The 19,931-nt window shown below is 68.5% G+C and carries 15 protein-coding genes; 8 read left to right on the plus strand and 7 right to left on the minus strand.

Annotation, left to right across the window (positions count from 1 at the left end; all coding sequences use genetic code 11):
* Window positions 1-74: 74 nt before the first annotated feature.
* From ACIBG5_RS34855 to ACIBG5_RS34870, 4 genes are all read right to left on the minus strand, one after another.
* Window positions 75-977, minus strand: coding sequence for a zinc metalloprotease (locus tag ACIBG5_RS34855; protein WP_396395783.1), 903 nt, complete (start codon window positions 975-977; stop codon window positions 75-77).
* Between the two features lie 75 nt (window positions 978-1,052).
* Complete coding sequence (locus tag ACIBG5_RS34860) at window positions 1,053-2,078, minus strand: potassium channel family protein (protein WP_393381387.1); 1,026 nt, start codon at window positions 2,076-2,078, stop codon at window positions 1,053-1,055.
* Complete coding sequence (locus ACIBG5_RS34865) at window positions 1,975-2,958, minus strand: GNAT family N-acetyltransferase (RefSeq protein WP_396395784.1); 984 nt, start codon at window positions 2,956-2,958, stop codon at window positions 1,975-1,977. Before ACIBG5_RS34865 ends, ACIBG5_RS34860 begins: the two co-directional genes overlap by 104 nt.
* A 757-nt stretch (window positions 2,959-3,715) precedes the next feature.
* A complete protein-coding gene (locus ACIBG5_RS34870) occupies window positions 3,716-4,114 on the minus strand; it encodes a hypothetical protein (RefSeq protein WP_396395785.1) in 399 nt (132 codons plus the stop codon).
* Window positions 4,115-4,264: 150 nt separating this feature from the next.
* Here ACIBG5_RS34870 and ACIBG5_RS34875 point away from each other — a divergent pair, with 150 nt between their 5' ends.
* Window positions 4,265-4,879 carry a hypothetical protein gene (locus ACIBG5_RS34875; RefSeq protein WP_396395786.1) on the plus strand — a complete coding sequence of 205 codons (615 nt, stop codon included), beginning with the start codon at window positions 4,265-4,267 and terminating at the stop codon, window positions 4,877-4,879.
* Between the two features lie 270 nt (window positions 4,880-5,149).
* Here the strand turns inward: ACIBG5_RS34875 and ACIBG5_RS34880 are convergent, their stop codons facing one another.
* Window positions 5,150-8,533, minus strand: a complete 3,384-nt coding sequence (locus tag ACIBG5_RS34880; protein WP_396395787.1) for a S8 family serine peptidase — start codon at window positions 8,531-8,533, stop codon at window positions 5,150-5,152.
* Window positions 8,534-8,678: 145 nt separating this feature from the next.
* Between ACIBG5_RS34880 and ACIBG5_RS34885 the strand changes: the two genes are divergently transcribed.
* The 5 genes from ACIBG5_RS34885 (at window position 8,679) to ACIBG5_RS34905 (ending at window position 15,833) form a co-directional block, all read left to right on the plus strand.
* On the plus strand, window positions 8,679-9,653 hold the full coding sequence (locus tag ACIBG5_RS34885; protein WP_360450739.1) for a helix-turn-helix domain-containing protein: 975 nt from the start codon (window positions 8,679-8,681) through the stop codon (window positions 9,651-9,653).
* Window positions 9,654-9,728: 75 nt separating this feature from the next.
* A complete protein-coding gene (locus ACIBG5_RS34890) occupies window positions 9,729-10,490 on the plus strand; it encodes an ABC transporter ATP-binding protein (protein ID WP_396395788.1) in 762 nt (253 codons plus the stop codon).
* Window positions 10,487-13,144, plus strand: a complete 2,658-nt coding sequence (locus tag ACIBG5_RS34895) for an ABC transporter permease (protein ID WP_396395789.1) — start codon at window positions 10,487-10,489, stop codon at window positions 13,142-13,144. Before ACIBG5_RS34890 ends, ACIBG5_RS34895 begins: the two co-directional genes overlap by 4 nt.
* Window positions 13,145-13,190: 46 nt before the next feature.
* Complete coding sequence (locus ACIBG5_RS34900) at window positions 13,191-13,922, plus strand: hypothetical protein (RefSeq protein ID WP_396395790.1); 732 nt, start codon at window positions 13,191-13,193, stop codon at window positions 13,920-13,922.
* A 123-nt stretch (window positions 13,923-14,045) separates the two neighbouring features.
* Window positions 14,046-15,833, plus strand: a complete 1,788-nt coding sequence (locus tag ACIBG5_RS34905) for a glycerophosphodiester phosphodiesterase family protein (RefSeq protein ID WP_396395791.1) — start codon at window positions 14,046-14,048, stop codon at window positions 15,831-15,833.
* A gap of 216 nt (window positions 15,834-16,049) precedes the next feature.
* On the opposite strand, the gene ACIBG5_RS34910 is transcribed toward ACIBG5_RS34905, so the two are convergent.
* The gene (locus ACIBG5_RS34910; RefSeq protein WP_396395792.1) at window positions 16,050-17,117 is read right to left on the minus strand and encodes a glutamate--cysteine ligase; all 1,068 of its coding nucleotides are present in this window, start codon (window positions 17,115-17,117) and stop codon (window positions 16,050-16,052) included.
* A gap of 42 nt (window positions 17,118-17,159) precedes the next feature.
* Between ACIBG5_RS34910 and ACIBG5_RS34915 the strand changes: the two genes are divergently transcribed.
* On the plus strand, window positions 17,160-17,897 hold the full coding sequence (locus ACIBG5_RS34915) for a HipA family kinase (protein WP_396395793.1): 738 nt from the start codon (window positions 17,160-17,162) through the stop codon (window positions 17,895-17,897).
* Window positions 17,894-18,277 (plus strand): DUF3037 domain-containing protein, encoded by a 384-nt coding sequence (locus ACIBG5_RS34920; RefSeq protein ID WP_396395794.1) that lies wholly within the window; start codon window positions 17,894-17,896, stop codon window positions 18,275-18,277. The genes ACIBG5_RS34915 and ACIBG5_RS34920 overlap by 4 nt, the downstream gene beginning before the upstream one ends.
* Here ACIBG5_RS34920 and pgm read toward each other — a convergent pair.
* Window positions 18,274-19,896, minus strand: a complete 1,623-nt coding sequence (gene pgm, locus ACIBG5_RS34925; protein ID WP_396395795.1) for a phosphoglucomutase (alpha-D-glucose-1,6-bisphosphate-dependent) — start codon at window positions 19,894-19,896, stop codon at window positions 18,274-18,276. The two genes, ACIBG5_RS34920 and pgm, sit on opposite strands and share 4 nt — an antisense overlap.
* Window positions 19,897-19,931 lie beyond the last annotated feature (35 nt).

Raw genomic sequence — 19,931 nt, forward strand, 5'->3', positions numbered from 1 at the left:
CGGGCTGGCAACGACCACGACACGCAATCGGACCGTGACCCGTCAGCGGGGTCACGGTCCGGTGAGTACGGCGATCAGGTGCGGTACAGCAGCCAGGCGTCCGCCATGCGCTGGGACTGGCCGGGGGTGAACTCCGTATAGCAGGAGTCGAACGAGTAGTCCATGTAGTTGTGGATCGGGTCCAGGCCGGGGGCCGTGCAAGTGTCCTTGCCTGCCGGGCATCCGGACGTCGGTGTCTTCTCCTTCGGAGTGTCGTCGACGAAGTCGCCCTTCGCGTTGCAGCCGCCGAGGAACGTGTGCTCGAGGTTCAGCCAGTGGCCGACCTCGTGCGTCGACGTCTCGCCCTGGTCGTAGCGGCCCGCGTACGTGGTCGACGTACCGAGGAACGACTCCCAGTCGATGACCACGCCATCGAGGTATGCCTGGCCGGGCTTGGTCACGATGTCCGGCAGGTAGGCCCAGCCGAGGTAGTCGCCGGCCGTCGTCGAGTACAGGTTCAGGTCACCCGGCCCACCGGTGTGCAGCGCCTGCTTCATGCTGTGCTCGCCGGTGCCACCCGGGTTCGCGTAGAACCAGGCCGCGTTGTCGGTGCGCGTCACCCCGGCCAGCTTGAAGCTGAACCCGGTGCGGTCCCCGCCCTCACCGCCCGCGTAGGTGTTGTTCAGTACGTCGATCTGGGTCAGGATCTGCGGCATCGTGAGCGAGCCGACCGTACCGTCCGTCACCACATGGAAGTAAACCGGCACGGTTGCCTTGAACCCCGGCTTCGCCTTGCCCTTCGCCGCGGCCGGCAGGTCCTGTGCGACCTGTCCGAGATCAGGCTCGCGGGGTCCGCCCCGCGCCTGCACAACGCTGTCCTCAGAAACGCACGGGCCGATCCACTCGTTACCCGACGCAGCCGCCTGGCTCTGTGCCCCGGTCAGCCCCGCACACGCCATCGCCGCGATCGCGACGCCGGCAAGTTGTCTGTTCCACATCAGGCCTCACCCCTCAGCCGGACTTGAACTCCGCCTGATCAGAGACAACCACTCAGCGGCCAGGAGCGGAAGAGGTTACTCGTCCTCTTCGTCGGCGCCGGGGCGCTCCGCCCACGGCGTCTCCTTGGCCGGGCGGACGACGATCAGCTTGTCGCCGGCGGCCAGCACCGAAACGTTGGAGTCGTAGTACCGGTGCACCTTGCCGTCGCGGACGACCGAGACCACCCGGTCCGGCACCGCGGACGGAGGCTTGCCGACCTCACGGCCGAGCACCGGGCGTTCGGCGACCTCGAGGCCCTCGCCGTACGTGAGCAGGTCCTCCATCACCTCGCCCAGGTTCGGGCTGACGGCGGACAGGCCGAGCAGCCGGCCGACCGCCTCGGACGAGGTGACGACCGCGTCGGCGCCGCTCTGCCGCAGCAGCGGAACGTTGTCCTCCTCGCGGACCGCGACCACGATATGCGCGGTCGCGTTCAGCTGCCGGACGGCCAGCGTGACCAGGACCGCCGCATCGTCACGGTCGGTCGTCACGATCACCTCGCGTGCCGACATCACCTCGGCCCGGCGCAGGACGTTCCGGTTCGTCGCATCGCCGTGGAACGCGGCCATCTGGTCGTTACCGGCGTCGCCGATCGCCTGTGCCCGCGGGTCGATCACCACGATGCTGTCGCGCTTCACCCCGTTGCTGATCAGCGTCTGGACGGCGGACCGGCCCTTGGTGCCGTAGCCGACGACGACGGTGTGATCCTTCATGCGCTTCCTCCATCGGGTGTCGCGCATGACGCGGCGACCCTCGTTGGCCAGGACTTCCAGTGTCGTGCCGACCAGCACCACCAGGAACCCGATTCGCAGCGGCGTGACGATGAACGCGTTCACGAGCCGCGCGCTCGGGGTCACCGGCGTGATGTCGCCGTACCCGGTGGTGGTGAGGGTGACAGTCGCGTAGTAGATCGCGTCGATCAGGCCGACGTCGCCGTCGTAGTTGTCCCTGTAGCCGTCACGGTCGAGCACCACGATCAGCACCATCACCGTCAGCAGACCCAGCGCGACGAGGATTCGGCTGAACAGCTGAAAGAGCGGCGAGCGCGTGCTCGCGGGCATGTTGACCAGCAGCCCGTGCGGGTTGCGACCGGAGGGAAGGGGTGGCACGACTCCGACGATATTGCACCGGCGGCCGATCCACCGCATGCGACAGGCTCTGGTCGGACAGTGCGACGGTGACCATCAGATTGTCACTGTCCTGGACCACTCTCGTCCGCATCCGCAGACCCTCGATCGTGCGGAGCATCGCGACGTTCTCCGGTTGCACCACACAGACGGCCCGGTCGGCCCCTCGGTCGCGCGCTGCACCGATCACGCGCCGGAGCAGTTGCCCGCCGAGACCACTGCCCTGCCATCCGTCCTCGACCAGTACGGCGACTTCCATCGTCGTACGCCCGAGCTCCTCCCAGGGCGCGGCGGTCGCCATCCCGATGACGGCCCCGCCCACGGTCGCCACGATCGAGACGCCGCCGGCCGGTGCGGACAGGTGGCGGGCGGTACGGGCGGTCAGCTTCGGCATCGGTACGTGGTAGCGCCGGGTGCGGCTCTCGAACGAGCACCGCTCATGCATCGCAACGACCGCCTCAGCATCGTCGACGGTCGCCGTACGCAGCTCGGGTTCGCCACTGCCTGGTCGCGGGCCTTCGGTCTCCTGCAGCCGCTCGGCCAGCCGTCCGGCGATCTCCACGAGGGCGTCGGCGCGGGCCCATTCGGCCGGCGTGTACTCGTCGAACCCCTGCAGATTGCCGAGCTCGTCATCCACCGACACCGGGTCATCGATCAATCGCAGTACGGCGCGCAGGTAGCGGGTCGGGGCGTCACTCAGTACGTCGGCCTGGCACGGGCGGACCGTCGTACGTTGGCAACCCGCCTCAGCCGCGAGTGCGGTCAAAGCATCCGCTGTCCAGCCGACACCGGTAGAAACCACCAACTCGTCCACGGCCCCACCCTCGGCCGTGAACACCTCGAGACTCAGGATGTTGATCTCATCCGCCCCACACCGCGCCGCAAGCTCAGCCAACGCCCCCGGCCGATCGGCAAGTTCGGTCCTGATCTTCCAAAGCATGCAGACGCCTCCCTCGTAGACGTCCCACCCTCCACCCCCTCTGTTGCCCCACCGCGTCCCCCGTGTTACACCCACATCAACCTTCCCCGTGCGCCCCTCGCGTCCCCACCACGCCGCCCCCGCGCCCCCACCGCAGACGTCCGGGCCCTCACGTCCCCCCGCGGACACCATCCGGTGACCGCGGACAGGTCCTGCCATGTCCAAGGTCCCCAGATCCCGTGCACGGGCCCCCGCGCGACGGGGTGGCAGAGGTTGGGTGCCGGGGTGCGGGTGAGCCTCGCCTCGGACACCATCCGGTGACCGCGGACAGGTCCTCCCATGTCCAAGGTCCCCAGATCGCGTGCACGGGCTCTCCGCTGGACGGGGTGGCAGAGGTTGGGTGCCGGGGTGCGGGTGAGCCTCGCCTCGGACACCATCCGGTGACCGCGGACAGGTCCTGCCATGTCCCAGGTCCCCAGATCCTGTGCAGGGGGCGCACTGCGGGACGGGGTGGCAGAGGTTGGGTGCTGGGGTGCGGGTGAACCTGGCCTCGAACACCATCCGGTGACCGCGGACAGGTCCTGCCATGTCCGAGATCCCCAGATCGCGTGCACGGGCTCCCGGCTGGACGGTGAGCGGGGGTGGGGTGGGGCTAGCGGCGGCGGAGGTGGGGGAGGTGGGGGGTGAATTTGGGTTTGCGGGCGGCGAGGACTACCGCGGCTTCGCGCTTGTCCAGGTCGGCGTGGCGGAGGAGTTCGGGGTAGGTGTTCTGGGGAACGGACGGGTACGTCGTGACGATCGCGTCGCCGGAGAACACGAAGAAGATCGCCTGCCCTTCACGGAGGATCTTGAGCAGGGACCCGTCGCGCACAGTCAGCGCGTGCTCGATCGCCTTCTTCCGCGCAGCCCGCTTCGCCAACGCCGCCTGCATCGCCTGCTGAGCCGGTTCCCGCCCATGCCTGAACGCCTCAACCGCCAACGGCCCGTACCGCACGCCGTACTTGACCAGATTCTTGGCCAGCTTCCCCTGCCCACCCTTAGCACCCGCCATACCCCCGACTGTAGCGACCCCTCAGACCTCCGCCCCGAACTCCCGAGCCGCCAACACGGCCGACCGCACGCTCCAGCACTCAGCCCGAGCGGTCAGGGGTGGCCGACGACCGGCCGGGTGGGTGTGCGGGGGTGGAGTGGGTCGGGCACGATGGGGCGTGTGAGTAGTCCTAATCCGCGCCGGCCGATCATGCCGGGGAACAAGTTGTTCGAGTCGTTGCCGGGGGCTGCTGATCCGGCGACGGTGACCGAGGTGGCGCATCGGACGGCTGAGTTGCTGGTGCGGGGGGTGCGGGACTCGGAGGATGCCGAGGTGCATGCTCGCGTCGTGAAACTGGCGGACGACTACGGGCTGGATGAGCTGGCTGAGCTGTGGTCGGATGCACCGTCGGACTCGTTGCCGGGTGCGCTCTGGAGGTTGTACCTGCTGCGGTCGTGGGTGCACTCCAACGCTGAAGAGGTGTCGTACGAGTTCGCCGCCGGGCGGAGGTACGCCGAGGTGCACGCGGTGGTCGCGGGTGTCGCCGAGCCGCCGGGGCCGACCGAGGTGCGGGAGATGGTGGACGCAGTACTGCGGGGTGTCGCGATCGGTGACTTCGCGACCACGCTGGACCGGGCGGCGGCGTTCGCGCGGATCGTCGCGACCGGGCGGGCGCATCTTGCCGACGACGGGCACGATCGGGTGCTGTCGGCCTCGAAGCTCGTCGAGACCGCGGACCAGCTGCACACAGCGGCCCGCGCCGAACGCGCCGGCCAACTCTGGTAACGGTACGCCGCGCAACCCAGCGCAACGCGCCGTGCCGAGGGTGTGGTTGCACAGTTGAGGTTCGGGTGATATGGCGTCTTGAAGCCCGAGATGTCAACGGGACAAGGGGTTTTGGGACCCGTTACACTGTTCGAGGTGTCGGGCCGGTGCAAGCCCCGGGTCCCAAAATAAGCCGCTGCGAGCGGCCACGCGCCGTGAGGCGCTTCCCGGTCCGATGCCACAAACCAGACGAACGCCCCGGCCGATGCAACGGCCGGGGCGTTCGAGTTTCTACTGGATTCCGTAGAAATGGTTCAGCGTCTGCGTGACCGACTTGCCGTTGGAGTCGGTCAGCTCGACCTTGAGTGTGACGAAGCCGGTCGCCTTCAGGTTGTTGACCAGGGCCACCGCTTTGCTCCCGAGGTTCAGCACCGGGACCTGGACCCAGGTCGCACCATCGTCGTACGACGCCGACACCCGGGCCGAGGTGAACCGGCCGGCCTTGTACCAGTGCCCGGACTCCGCCGTGATCGTGATCGGGAAGACCGGCAGCTTCGGAGCCCGGTCGTTCAGGTCGACCGCCATGTCGTAGTCCGGGAACAGCAGCGGCAACGGCTTGCCGGCGTCAGCCGACGAGCTCTTCCACTTCCACCGGGTCTGGACGGTCGACGGTGACTCCCACTTGTAGTCGCCCCGCTGCCACCGGTTCAGGTCGTACACGAGCTCGAGGTTCGTCGCCGCGGCCGGCACGTCCCAGACGCCCTGGCCGTAGAACCCGTACTTCCCCAGCGACACCCCGTCCGCCAGCAGTTCGGTCCCGCCCAGATCCAGGAAGCCCTGCTGCGAGAAGTGACCCGGCTGCGTGTCCGCCCAGCTCGGGAAGTTGCTCCAGATCGTGTTCCCGTCGCGCGCCGCCGGCGCGTACTTCTGCCCGGTCGTCTGGTCGGTCACCATGCTCGGTCGCAGTCCGGCCTTGTACCAGCTCTCGCTGTGCCTGCTCCCAGGCTTGTACGCCGTCGCCGTCGACGTCATCAGCGTCGCGAACGGCCACGCCATCGCATCCGCGTGCCCGACCATCTGGGTCACCTTGGTGTCTGGGTCGGCGGTGACCAGATGCTGCACCTGAGTCGGCGCCGCCACCGTCCCCCGGGTCCCGGTCGGGATCAGGTTGATGCTCCACGGCCGCCACACGTCGGTGTACTCGGAGTAGCTGTACGGCTTCCCAGGCGTGTAGTACGTCGCGTCGATCGTCGCCAGATCGCGATCGCGGACCCGATGCTCCGGCGTCCCCTTGACCTGCTGCTCGTGCGTGAACGCGAGGCTGTACAGGTACGGCGACTCGGCGCCGGCCGGTGATCCGTACTGCCACCCCTCGATCACCTCGAAGGTGCCCCGGCGCGCCGTCGGCGTCGTACCGAGGTAGATCGCCGAGACCTGCGGGCCGAAGCTGCGGCTCGACGCGAGGATCCAGTTGTCGATCACCCGCCCATACGTCAGGCTGCCGCCGCGGCGCTCGCTCGGACGCTGCGTCGTCACCTTGGCCTCGGCCGCGGTCCGTACGTCATACGTGATCGTGGTGTTCTTGGTCAGCGTGATCTCGGGGTCGCCGAGGAAGGCGTAGGAGTCGACGAGTCCGTTCGCGCCGTCGTGGGCGATCGTCGCGGCGAGCGAGTACGTGCCTGCGCGCAGGTGGAGCGTGCGGTCCGCACCGTCGAACCCGACCCGCTGGGCCGCGATACTGTCCAGGTCGAACACGTCCAGCGAGCTGATCGACGAGGCCGGCTTCCCGTCGCGGTCGATCAGCTTGAAGGTGACGTCGACGTACTGCGGCTCGAGGTAGAACCCGAACGGCGTCACCACCGTCCGACCGTCGTTGCCCGTAGCAACCACGCGGACGCTGATCGCGCCGTACAGCCCGTAGTCCAACGCGGCCGCCGGGTCGACGGTCACCGGGAGGTCGGCGGTCCCGCCGGCGGGCACAGTCAGCGACGTGGCATCGAAGTGGATCAGGGTATCCGGCAACGGCTTCCCGTTGTTGCCGCGCGCATCGGTCGCGAACGTCAGGGTCACCGGTGACGTCCCACTGTTGCGGTAAGTGAACTGCTTGGTGATCTTCTGAGCTGCGGTGTGCGGCCAGGCGAAGGTCCCGAGGTCGACGGTGCTCGGCCCGGTCACAGTCGACGTGACCGCCTGGGCGACGTCGAGCTCACCCGCGCCCTGCTCGTAGATCCCGACCTTGCTCTCCGAGCGCACCGAGTTCTGCAGAGCAGCCTTCAGTTGCTGACCGTTCCAGTCCGGGTGCTGCTGCTTCAGGATCGCCGCGGCACCGGCCACGTGTGGCGTCGCCATCGACGTACCGCTCATGTCGACGTACGCCTGGTCGCCGCGCCCACCGGCGCGGGCCGCGGTGATGTCTACGCCGGGTCCCGCGATGTCGGGCTTGACCGCGTGGTTGCCCAGCACCGGTCCACGGCTGGAGAAGTCGGCCGTGGTCTGGGTCAGGTCGGTCGCCGCGACCGTCATCGCCGACGCGGCACATCCCGGGCTGCTGATGGCTTCGGACGGACCGCCGAGGTTGCCGGCAGCAACGACGAACAGTACGCCGGACTCCGCGCTGATCCGGTCGACCGCGGCCGCCATCGGATCGGTACAGTCGACCGGCTCGGACGTACCGATGCTCATGCTGATCACATCGGCGCCCTCGGCAACGGCCCACTCCATCCCGGCGATGATCCAGGACAACTCGCCGCTGCCGAAGTCGTTCAGAACCTTGCCCGCGAGGAGTTGCGTGCCCGGGGCAACGCCCTTGTTCTTGCCGTTGGATGCCACGCCACGACCGGCCACCGTCGACGAGGTGTGGGTGCCGTGACCGTCGTGGTCGGCGACGTCCGGGCTGTCGGTGAAGTTCTGCTGCGCCTTGACCGCGCCGATCAGGTCCGGGTGCTCCGCGTCGACGCCGGAGTCGAGCACGGCCACCGTGGTACCGGTTCCGTCGTACCCGGCCGCCCAGGCCTGCGGGGCGCCGACGTACGGGACGCTCTGGTCAAGCGTCTTGCTGACCTTCGCGTCGAGCCAGAGCTTCTGGACGTCCCGACCGGTCGAGAGGGACTGCCAGGTGTCGTGAGCCTGTGTCTTGTCGGTCCGCAGTGCGGCGGCGCCGACCGACGGCAGGGTGCGCGTGCGGGTGGACCCGGCCGGGACCGCCTGCTGAGCGGCTCGCGCCGTCGGCTTGTACGTCGCGATGACCGGAATCTGGTTGGTGGACGCGTCGTCGTACCCCTGCCGGATCAGACCGCTCACGTTGAACAGCGCCTGGTCGACCTTGCCGCTGTTCACCAGTCGCGCGGCGCTGTCGGGTACGACGTACAGGTCCTTGCCGACCGTGCGGGTCTCGTAGCCGGCGTCAGAGGCATCGGCGGGGACGAACCGGACGTTGCTGCGTCCGGAGCCGGCCGGGGACAACTGCACCTTGTCCCCCGTGATCAGGGTGACGACCTTCGCGGCGTCGACCTGCACCGGCAGGGTCGGCCGGGCAGTCGGAGCGGACGGAGTGGGCGGGGTGGCAGTGGCAGTGGCGGCGGCGGGTACGGCGCCGGCCGCGAGCAACGCGATGGCCGCGGCACCGGTCAGAAAGCGACCGGCCGGGGTTTTGCGCGCCAGGAAGCGGAAAAACATGGGGAGGACACCCTTCGGGACGGATTGTCGCCGGTCAGTCCATCGCAAAACCGCCAGCGAAGGAGGTGGCTGTGCTGGCAAGATTGCGACAATTCAGGTACCCGCCAGGGTCCAGCCGCCACATCGCCGTCTGCTGGGAGGCATCGTGCTCGACGTGCTCGGACTGGATGACTCCGAAGAACTCGCCTATCGGGCCCTCGTCGAGGTCCCGTCGTACGACGCCGTCGAGCTGGCGAGCCGGCTCACCTGCCACCCGGTCGAGGCGGCGCGGGCGCTGTCCTCGTTGGAGACGCTCGGCCTGGCCGCGCGGTCGAGCAGCGGCACGGATCGGTACGTCGCCTCGCCGCCCTCGGTCGCACTCGCGGCACTCGCGGTCCAGCGCGAGGAGGAGTTGCGCCGAGCGCAACGCGAGATCGAGTCGCTGGCCGAGGTCTATCGGGGCACGGACACCGAGCGGTCGATCAGCGACGTCGTGGACGTCGTCCGTGGCGCCAATGCGGTCGGCCAGCGGTTCGCCCAGCTGCAGATGTCCGCGCGGGAAGAAGTCCTCGGGTTCGTGAAGGCGGACATCGCCGTGGTGCCGCCCGAGGACAACAAGGAGGAGGACGCCGCCGTCACCCGTGGGGTCCGCTACCGCGTGATGATCGAGCGGAGCGCGTTCGACCGGCCGGGGTTCTTCGCCGCCGCGTCCGACTCGCTGAACGCCGGTGAAGAGGTTCGCGTCGTCCAGGAACTGCCCCTTCGGTTGCTGATCGTGGATCGTCGCATCGCACTCGTCCCCTTGCTGTCCGGACCGGGCGGCGCCATCGGTGCGCTGATCGTGCACAGCAGCGGCATGCTCGACGCATTGCTCGCCCTCTTCGACCGGGTGTGGCGCGACGGGCTCCCGCTGGTGCTGGGCACGAACGGCATGGTCGAGGGCTCGTCGGACGGTCTCCCGGAGCTCGACGCCAAGATCCTCGGCCTGCTTCTGGCCGGCCTGACCGACCAGGCGGTGGCCAACCAACTCAACCTGTCCATGCGCACGGTCCAGCGCCGGGTCCGCGCGCTGATGGACCTGGTTTCCGCCGACACCCGCCTCCAGCTCGGCTTCCACGCCGCCCGGCGGGGCTGGATCTGACCGTCCGAAAGAGGCACACTCGGCAGCGGGGACCGATCCGATCGGCTGGGGGCCGCTGATCCGTCGGGAGGGGCGATGATCGGCACGGAGGGGACAGCAGCACGCACGAATACCGGCGTGGTGTACGCGGAGGACGTCGTCCGCGTGTACGGCGAAGGCGACACCGAGGTCCGGGCCTTGCGCGGCGTGGGTGTGCAGATCGATCCAGGACAGCTCACCGCGGTGATGGGACCGTCCGGCTCGGGCAAGTCCACGCTCATGCACATCCTGGCTGGACTGGACCGGCCGACGTCGGGCTCGGTACGGATCGACGGGATCGAGATCACGACCCTCGGTGACGACGCGCTGACCAAGCTGCGGCGTCAGCACATCGGTTTCATCTTCCAGTTCTTCAACCTGCTGCCGATGCTCAGTGCCCGCGACAACATCCTGCTGCCACTGACGATCGCCGGCACGAAGCCGGATCCGCAGTACTTCGAGGACCTGGTCGAGCGGGTCGGACTCGGCGACCGCCTCGAGCACCGGCCGGCCGAACTGTCCGGAGGCCAGCAGCAGCGGGTCGCGATCGCGCGGGCCCTGGTGTCACGGCCGACCGTGGTGTTCGCCGATGAGCCGACCGGCAACCTGGACTCGCGGACCAGCGGCGAGATCCTCGCGCTGATGCGCGGCTCGGTCGACGAGTACGGCCAGACCACAGTCATGGTCACGCATGACGCCCGCGCGGCCGCGATGGCCGACCGGGTGCTGTACCTGGCCGACGGCGAGATCGTGAAGGAGACGGGTCGGTCCAGCCAGCACGAGATCCTGCAGATCATCGACACGCTGGACCTGCAGTGATCCGGTTCGCGGTCCAGGGGTTGCTGGCCCGCAAGCTTCGCTCGGCGCTGACCGCGATCGGCGTCGTCCTCGGCGTCGCGCTGATCTCGGGCACGTACGTGCTGACCGATTCGATCACGTCCGCGTTCGACTCGATCTTCACCGAGAACTACAAGAACACCGACGCGGCGATCACCGGGAAGACGGCGTTCGACGCGGCCGAGGACGGGACCGTCACCGCGCCGCCGTTCGACGCCGGTCTGCTCACGCAGGTCCGGGAACTGCCCGAGGTCGGTGCGGCCGGTGGCGCAGTGGCCGGCGAGGCTCAACTGATCGGCAAGGACCGCAAGGCGATCGTCTTCGGCGGCGCCCCGAACCTCGCGTTCAGCGTGGATCCCGCGCTGCCGCAGTTCAACTCGCTCACCCTCGTCTCCGGTGCGTGGCCCGCGCCGGGCGAGGTCGTGATCGACACGCACAGCGCGCAGGAGAAGGGATTCGCGGCCGGCGACTCCATCGGTGTGCAGGCGCGTGGGCCGGCCGAGCAGATGCGGATCTCCGGGTTGGTCGAGTTCGGCGCGGTGTCGTCGATCGGCGGTGCGACACTGGCCGGGTTCGAACTCGGCACCGCGCAGAGGTTGCTCGACAAGGCCGGCAAGCTGGACCAGATCCTGATCGCGAAGAAGGACGGAACCAGCGAGCAGCAACTGCTCGACGCGGTGCGACCCATCCTGCCCGAGGCGACGCAGGTCCGGTCCGCCGAGGACCAGGCGGCCGAGGACGCGGCCGGGACCAGCGGCTTCCTGAGCTTCCTGCAGACGTTCCTGCTGGTCTTCGGCGGGATCGCGTTGTTCGTCGGCTCGTTCGTGATCGCCAACTCGCTGTCGATCACGATCGCCCAGCGCACCCGAGAGTTCGCGACCCTGCGCACTCTCGGGGCCTCGCGCCGCCAGATCCTCGGCACCGTCGTCCTGGAAGCACTGGTGACCGGGCTCGTCTCGGCGGTGGTCGGGCTGTTCCTCGGGCTCGCGATCGCAACCGGGCTGTTCAAGCTGTTCGACGCGGTCGGTTTCACCCTGCCGAACAACGGACTGGTCTTCCAAACCCGGACGATCATCGTCGCGCTGGTGGTCGGCGTACTGGTCACCGTACTGGCGAGTCTTCGGCCTGCGTGGCGGGCGACCCGGGTGCCGCCGATCGCCGCGGTCCGGGAGGGCGCAACGCTCGCGCCTGGCCGGTTGAATCGCTACCGCCCACTGGGAGCGGCCCTGCTCGCCGTCGTCGGGATCGCGCTCGTGCTGACCGGCCTGTTCGTCGACGGATTGTCGACCACCGCACTGCTGTCGTTGCTCGGTGCCGGCGTACTGCTGCTGTTCATCGGCATCGCCCTGTTCTCCTCCCGTCTCGTCCGGCCGCTCGCCGCTGTGGCCGATCCGGTCGCCCGCTGGGCGGTCGTCGTACTGACCGCAATCGCCTGGCCGTTCTTCCTGTTCCCGCTCTGGCTGGTACGACGGCTCCGAGGGCGGCCCGCCGAGTTCCCGCGAGTACTCCCTGACGGACCCGCGGTCGCGATCGGCGGCCAGAACAGCCGGCGCGATCCGCACCGGACGGCGTCGACCGCCGCCGCGCTGATGATCGGACTCGCGCTGGTCACACTGGTTGCCACCTTGGGCGCGGGCATCATCAAGCCGTTCGAGCAGGCCGTGGACGGGATCTTCAGCGCCGACTACGCCATCACCGCGCAGAACAACTTCAGCCCGTTGCCACCGACAGTCGCGGCCGCTGTGGCCGAAGTACCGGCCGTCGAGTCCCAGACCAGCGTGCGCGGCGGCCAGGCGAAGGCGTTCGACAAGACGATCACGATCACCGCCGTCGATGCCGAGGCGCCCAGCCTGCTCACCTTCGACTGGCGGTCCGGCTCCCAGGCGTCGCTCGGTGAACTCGGCGCCGACGGCGCGATCGTCGATGCCGAGTACGCCGACAGCAACGCACTCTCGCAGGGCTCACGGTTCGCGATGGAGACGGCGACCGGGAAAGTTCTGCAACTCGAGGTCCGTGGCGTCTTCCGCCCGCCGGCCGGCGGATCGCCGTTCGGCAACGTGACGATCTCGACCGAGACCTTCGACTCGACCACCTCGCAGCCGCTGAACATCTACACGTTCGTCAACATGCGCGGCGGTGTGACCGCGGAGAACACGGCGGCCCTGGACAGCGCGCTGAGCACGTTCCCGAACGCCAAGGCGATGACCCGGGAGGCGTTCAAGAAGGCGCAGACCGACAACGTGAAGAGCATCCTGAACGTCCTCTACGTCCTGCTCGCGCTCTCGGTCCTGGTGAGTCTGTTCGGCATCGTCAACACCTTGGTGCTGACCGTCTTCGAGCGAACCCGGGAGCTCGGCATGTTGCGTGCGATCGGGCTGACGCGCTTGCAGGTCAAGCGGATGATCCGGCAGGAGAGCGTGATCACCGCCCTCATCGGCGCGGTGATCGGGATCGTGCTGGGCCTCGTCCTCGCGTCGCTGCTGGCGTCCCGGCTGGACGAGATCACCTTCACGATTCCGGCCGGTCAACTGGTGATCTTCGCGGTCGTCTCGGTCGTGGTCGGCATCTTCGCCGCGATCTGGCCGGCCCGGCGCGCGGCCAAGCTGAATCCGCTCGAAGCGCTCCAGTATGAGTAGTTGTACTCACGAGCGCTGATCCCTGGCGGTGTTAGCTTCGCGGACTGTGAAGCGAATCGCCGCCCCAGCAACTGTTCTCGCCTTCGTACTCGTCCTGACCGGCTGCTCGACCGTGGAGTCGAAGGACATCCGCACCAGCGGAATGACCGCAGGGATGGTCGTCACGCTGCCGGAGAACACCGACGAGGCCGACGTGAGTGCCTCGCTCCGTATTGGCACGCTGACATTCGTCGAACTCGGCGACGGCGAAGGGATCACCGCCAGCGGTGGCGGCGAGTCGGCCGAGCTGAAACACCATCGGTCCGCCGGTGTCACCAGCTACACCAACCGCCTGGACGGCGTGACCGCGGCCGGGACCGAAATCACCTTCAGCCTCAAACGCGGCGGCGACAACGAGTCCGCTCCACAATCGACCGTCGTACTGCCCGAACGGGTCCGGATGGTTGCACCGGCCGCCGGTATGACTTTCTCGCGACGCAAGGACATCACTGTGCGGTTCACCAGCGAGCCGTCGCAGTTGCCGACGAACCTCGGCTGGGCGGGTGACTGCGTGCAAGCGGGCAGCCTCGAACTCGAGCCCGGGCGGACGTCCGCGACCATCGCGCGGGGCTCGATCAAGCCCGTGACGACCACGCCGACCCCAGGCAAGAACAGCTCGCAGTGCCAGGTCCGGCTCACGCTCACGCGCCGTACCGAGGGAAAGTTGGACGGCGCGTTCAAGGACGGCTCGGTGACGGCGGAATCCCAGTCGGTGCGGGACGTCGTCTCCGCTCCGTAATCGGACGGCGACACGCGGCGGTCACCCATCGGCCGTTTCTCGGCTACCTTCACGAAGGGACAGGTATCCCTGCGGCAGCCAGCCTCGGGGACGTCCGCCCACCCCTCCGGAAAGGTTCCCCTCATGCGCCGCCTCCCCCGCGCGCTGCTTCCGCTTGCCCTCGCTGCCGGTCTCGTCGCCCAGGGACTGGTCGCCGTACCGGCCTCCGCCTACCGTGGCGACTTCGACGTCCAGGCTCACCGCGGCGGTCTCGGACTGACCGTGGAGAGCACGATCGCGTCCTTCTCGCACGGCCTCGAGCTCGGCGTCAGCACGCTCGAGCTCGACGTCCAGATCACCCAGGACGGGTACGCCGTGGTCACCCACGACCGCAAGGTCACCGGGACCAAATGCCGCGACACCGCGCCGTACACGCCGAACGACCCGGAGTACCCGTACGTCGGCAAGTTCATCAACACGCTGACGCTGAAGCAGGTCAAGCAGCTCGACTGCGGTTCGCTGCCGCAGGCGGGTTTCCCCGGTCAGCAGCCCGATCCGGGCGCCCGGATGCCCGAGCTGCGCGACATCTTCGCGCTCGTACACCGCTACCACGCGAACAACGTGAAGCTGAACATCGAGACCAAGGTCGAGGCGGGTGCACCGTCCGAGACCGCGCCGCGCGAGCAGTTCGTCCAGGTCGTCGCGCGCGAGGTCCGCACGGCGAAGATCGGCCGGCAGGTGACGATCCAGAGCTTCGACTGGGGTTCGCTGATGCGGATGCGCCAGGTCGCGCCGGAGCTGCCGCTGGTCGCGTTGACCAACTTCGACTTCCTCCAGGTCGGCCAGCCGGGAAAGTCACCGTGGCTGGGCGGCCTGGACATCGACGACTTCGGTGGTGACCTGGTCAAGGCGACGAAGTCGTTCGGCGCTTCGGCGATCTCGCCGGTGCACGGCTTCCCGCAGGACGGCAAGGTCACCGATCCGACCTACCGGCCGTACGTCACCGCGGACATGGTGAAGTCGGCGCACAAGGCCGGGATGAAGGTGATCCCGTGGACCGTCGACGACCCGCCGACCATGCAGGCGTTGATCGACGACGGTGTCGACGGGATCATCACCGACTACCCCGACCGGCTGCGTTCCGTCGTACAGGAGAACGGCTTCAGGCTCCCCAAGGCGTACGACGCTCCGGCCTTCCGGGCACTGCCGTCGGCGCATGCGCACAACGACTACGACCACCGGCGTCCGCTGCAGGACGCGCTGGATCGCGGGTTCAACAGCGTCGAGGCGGACGTGTGGCTGATCGACGGCGAACTGCGGGTCGCGCATGACCTGGACGACGCCGTACCGGGTCGCACGCTGGAGAGCCTGTACCTGCAACCGTTGGCCGATCGGGTGCGGGAGAACCACGGGCAGGTGTACGAGCACGGGCGCGACTTCCAGTTGCTCATCGACATCAAGAGTGACGGGCCGTCGACGTACGCCGCGGTGGACGAGGCGCTGCAGAAGTATCGCGGGATCATCACGGTCTTCATGAACGGGCGCGTGCTGAAGGGCGCGGTGACGTCGGTGATCAGTGGCAACCGGCCGCTCGACGTACTGAAGGCACAGAAGGTCCGGTACGCCGGGTACGACGGCCGCCTCGGCGACCTGCAGTCGGGGATGCCCGCTTCGCTGATGCCGCTGGTGAGCGACAACTGGTCGAACGTGTTCACCTGGAAGGGCGTCGGTCCGATGCCGACCGACGAGCAGGTCAAGCTGCACGACATCGTGGTGACCGCTCACCACGCCGGCTACCGGGTGCGCTTCTGGGAGACGCCGGACCTGCCCGGCGCGGCCCGCGAAGCGGTGTGGACCGAACTCAAGGCGGTCGGTGTCGACCACATCAACACCGACGACCTCCACGGCCTGGAGGACTTCCTGAGGCACTAGACCGGAGAACTCCCGGTAGAGCGGTGCTCTACCGGGAGTCTCCCGTCAGTACAGGGCTCGCAGGCCCAGCACGTCCCCTTGCCGAGGGTCCGTTCCTTGGTGTCACAGGCACTCGACGCCGTGTACATGGTCAGATTTCCGGCGGATCAGGGGCCATTCGGGGCCGAGTCTGCTCTCGGCATAACGCCATACTGCGGGGATTGTGAAAGCGTGATGTCAATTCTTCGGTGCCGGCGTGATCTCGGTGAGGACGGTGACGTCGCCGTCAGTGCGGAAGGCCTTGCGTTGCTTCACCGCGCCGTTGCCGTCGGTCAGGATCCGTTGGATGCCGTCGCTCACCAGGTCGAGCGCGTCGAGCTCCTGCAGGGCCGGCTCCACGTGCCGCCGCAATCGCCCAACCACCTCGGCCATCGGCAATGACTCGGCCGTGCGAACGTCCAGGCCGTTGCCAGTCATCCCGTCGCGTGCGGCCAGCCAGTACGCCGCCCGCAGTACCTCCGGCTCCAGCGTCGGACCGTTCGTGCCGTCGTCCAAGGCAGTCATCACCAGCGCACGAATGAGAGTGGCCAGCAGCACGGTCTCGTCGACGGTCAGCGGTACGTCGCTGACCCGAACCTCCACCGTCGGCAGGTGCGAGGACGGCCGAACGTCCCAGTAGACCATCCGCTCGTCGATGAGCGTGCCCGCCGCCAGATGCATTGCCACCAAGGCGTCATAGTGCTCGACCGACTCCAGATACGGCGGCGGACCGGCACACGGCCAGCGGGTCGTCATCAGCCAACGCCAGCTCGCGAAGCCGGTGTCCTGGTCGAGGTAGATCGGTGAGTTCGCGGTGAGGGCAAGCAGCGCAGGCAGCCAAGGCCGCAGGTGGTTGCTGACGCGGACCGCCGTCTCTTTGCCGGACACGTCGACATGGACGTGACAACCGCACACACCCTGCTCGCGCGCCAGCAGACCCCACTGCCCTGCCAGCTCCTCGTACCGCGGCTTCCGGGTGATCGACTGGGCCGCCTGCCCATGCGGCGGTACGGCGATCGCCAGCAGCCGGGCGCCCTCAGCTGCGGCCGCATCGGCGAGCTTGGAACGCATGTCGGACAAGTGCCCGCGCAACTCGGTCGACGTCTCGCAGACCGGCGTGTTGATCTCGACCATGGCCCGGGTCAGCTCGAGCTCGACATCGAGATCCTGCACGCCCGCCACGACAGCCTTGCTGCGCGGGAGTGGATGACCGGTGGCGGACACGAGCAGTAACTCTTCCTCCACCCCGAAGAACGGTAGCCTCACCCTCGGCCGGTACCCGACGGCAAACCGGTTAGGCTCTGCCGCGTGACTCTGCCGACCATCACCGCCACACGCTACGTGTTGCCGTTGCGCGAGGGCGGTTCGCTGCCTGGCGTTGTCGAAGGCAACGATCTCGGCACGTACGTGATCAAGTTCCACGGCGCCGGCCAGGGCCCGAAGGCGCTGGTCGCCGAGATCATCGTCGGCGAGCTGTTCCGCCGCCTCGGCCTGCGGGTGCCGGAGCTCAAGCTGATCCAGCTCGACCCGGCGATCGGCAAGTCCGAGCCGGACTTCGAGATCCAGGAACTGCTGATCCGTAGCGCCGGCCTGAACCTGGCCGTCGACTTCCTGCCCGGCTCCTTCGGGTACGACGGTTCGGCCGGCAACCCGGGCGACCAGGCGATGGCCAGGATCCTGTGGCTGGACGCGTTCGTCGCCAACGTGGACCGATCCTGGCGCAACACGAACCTGCTGGTCTGGCACAAGAACCTCTGGCTGATCGACCACGGCGCCGCGTTGTACTTCCACCACTCCTGGATGCCGGCGGAGAAGTTCGCCGCCCTCCCGTACGACGCCTCCGACCACGTGTTCTCGGTCGCGACACCCGACGTACCCGGGGTGGACGCGGAACTTGCGACTGCGATCACCCCGGAGCTGCTGACCGAGGTGATCAGGCTGGTGCCGGACGAGTGGCTGGACGACGGCGATCGGGAGCGGTACCTCGACTATCTGACCGCCCGGCTGGACAAGCGGTCCGCCTGGCTTCCGGGCGGTGCGCGATGACTGAGCTGGTGCCCTTCGACTACGTCATTCTGCGGGCGGCGCCGCGGATCCAGCGCGGTGAGTTCATCAATGTGGGTGCGGTGCTCTACTGCCGCGCGCGGGACTTCCTGGGCGCCGCGTGGGACGTCGATCCGGACCGGCTCAAGGCGCTGGATCCGGCCGTCGACGTGGACGTGGTGTGCGCATCGCTCGAGCACATCCGCGCGATCTGCGCCGGCGATCCTGCCGTCGGGCCGGCCGGGGCGACCGGGATCGGCGAGCGCTTCCGGTGGCTCGCCGCACCCCGCAGTACGGTCGTCCATCCCGGTCCGATCCACAGCGGGCTCACCAGCGACCCCGCCGCGGACCTGGACCGGCTCCTCGACGCCTTCGTGCGTTAGCCGAGGGCTTTGGAGACGACCTCCCGGGCCTGCTCGAAGACCTGCTCCAGGTGGTCGGCGCCCTTGAAGGACTCGCCGTAGATCTTGTAGAGGTCCTCGGTCCCGGACGGGCGAGCGGCGAACCAGGCCGACTCGGTGGTGACCTTCAGCCCACCGATCGCGGCGCCGTTGCCGGGAGCACTCGTCATCCGGTCCAGGATCGGCTCACCCGCCAACTCGGTCGCGGTGACCGCATCCGCGGACAGGGCCGACAGCTTGGCCTTCTGCTCGCGCGTGGCCGGAGCGTCCACCCGTGAGTACGCCGAAGCGCCGAACCGCTCGACCAGGTTCGCGTGGGCCTGCGACGGGGTCTCGCCGGTGACCGCGGTGATCTCGCTGGCCAGCAACGCCAGCAGGATGCCGTCCTTGTCCGTGGTCCACACCGTGCCGTCGAAGCGCAGGAAGCTCGCGCCCGCCGATTCCTCGCCACCGAAACCGACCGAGCCGTCGATCAGCCCCGGGACGAACCACTTGAACCCGACGGGGACCTCCCACAGCCGGCGGCCGAGGTCTGCGACCACCCGGTCGATCAGCGAGGACGACACCAAGGTCTTCCCGACCGCGACGTCCGGACCCCACTGGCGATTGGCGAACAGGTAGGAGATGGCGACGGCAAGGTAGTGGTTGGGGTTCATCAGGCCGGCGTCTGGGGTGACGATGCCGTGCCGGTCCGCATCCGCGTCGTTGCCGGTGGACACGTCGTACCGGTCCCGCTGGGCGACCAGCGAGGCCATCGCGTACGGCGAGGAGCAGTCCATCCGGATCTTGCCGTCATGGTCCAGCGTCATGAACGACCAGGCCGGGTCGATCCGCGGGTTCACCACGGTCAGGTCGAGGCGGTGCCGTTCCGCGATCGCGGCCCAGTAGTCCACACTCGCGCCGCCGAGCGGGTCGGCGCCGATCTTCACGCCGGCCGTGCGGATCGCGTCCAGGTTCAGGACCGAGGGCAGATCGTCGACGTAGTGGCCGACGTAGTCGTACTCCCCCGCCTGCGACCTGGCCTGGTCGAACGGCGTACGTCGTACCTCACGATTGCCGCCGGCGATCAACTCGTTCGCGCGCGCGGCGATCCAGCCGGTCGCGTCCGAGTCCGCCGGTCCGCCGTGTGGCGGGTTGTACTTGATCCCGCCGTCCCGCGGCGGGTTGTGCGACGGCGTGATGACGATGCCGTCCGCACCGGCCCCGGCGCCGCGGTTGAGCCGCAGGATCGCGTGCGACACCGCGGGGGTCGGCGTGAGCCGGTCCGCGCTGTCGACGAGCGTCTGTACGCCGTTGCCGGCGAGCACCTCGAGCACAGTCCGCCACGCCGGCTCCGACAGGCCGTGGCTGTCCCGGCCGACCAGCAGCGGCCCGGCCGTCCCCTCACCGGCCCGGTACTCGCAGATCGCCTGCGTGATGGCCAGGATGTGCGCCTCGTTGAAGGCACCGTCGAGGCTCGAGCCACGGTGGCCCGAGGTCCCGAAGACGACCTTCTGGGCAGGGTTGTCCACATCCGGCGTGATCTCGTCGTACGCCGTCAGCATCGCCTCGACATCGACGAGGTCCTCGGGCTGAGCTGGCTGGCCTGCGCGTGGGTGCATGACCTCATGCAACAAGCCCACGCCCCGGAGCACAA

It is taken from the genome of Kribbella sp. NPDC050241 (genome assembly GCF_044459685.1).
GTDB lineage: Bacteria > Actinomycetota > Actinomycetes > Propionibacteriales > Kribbellaceae > Kribbella.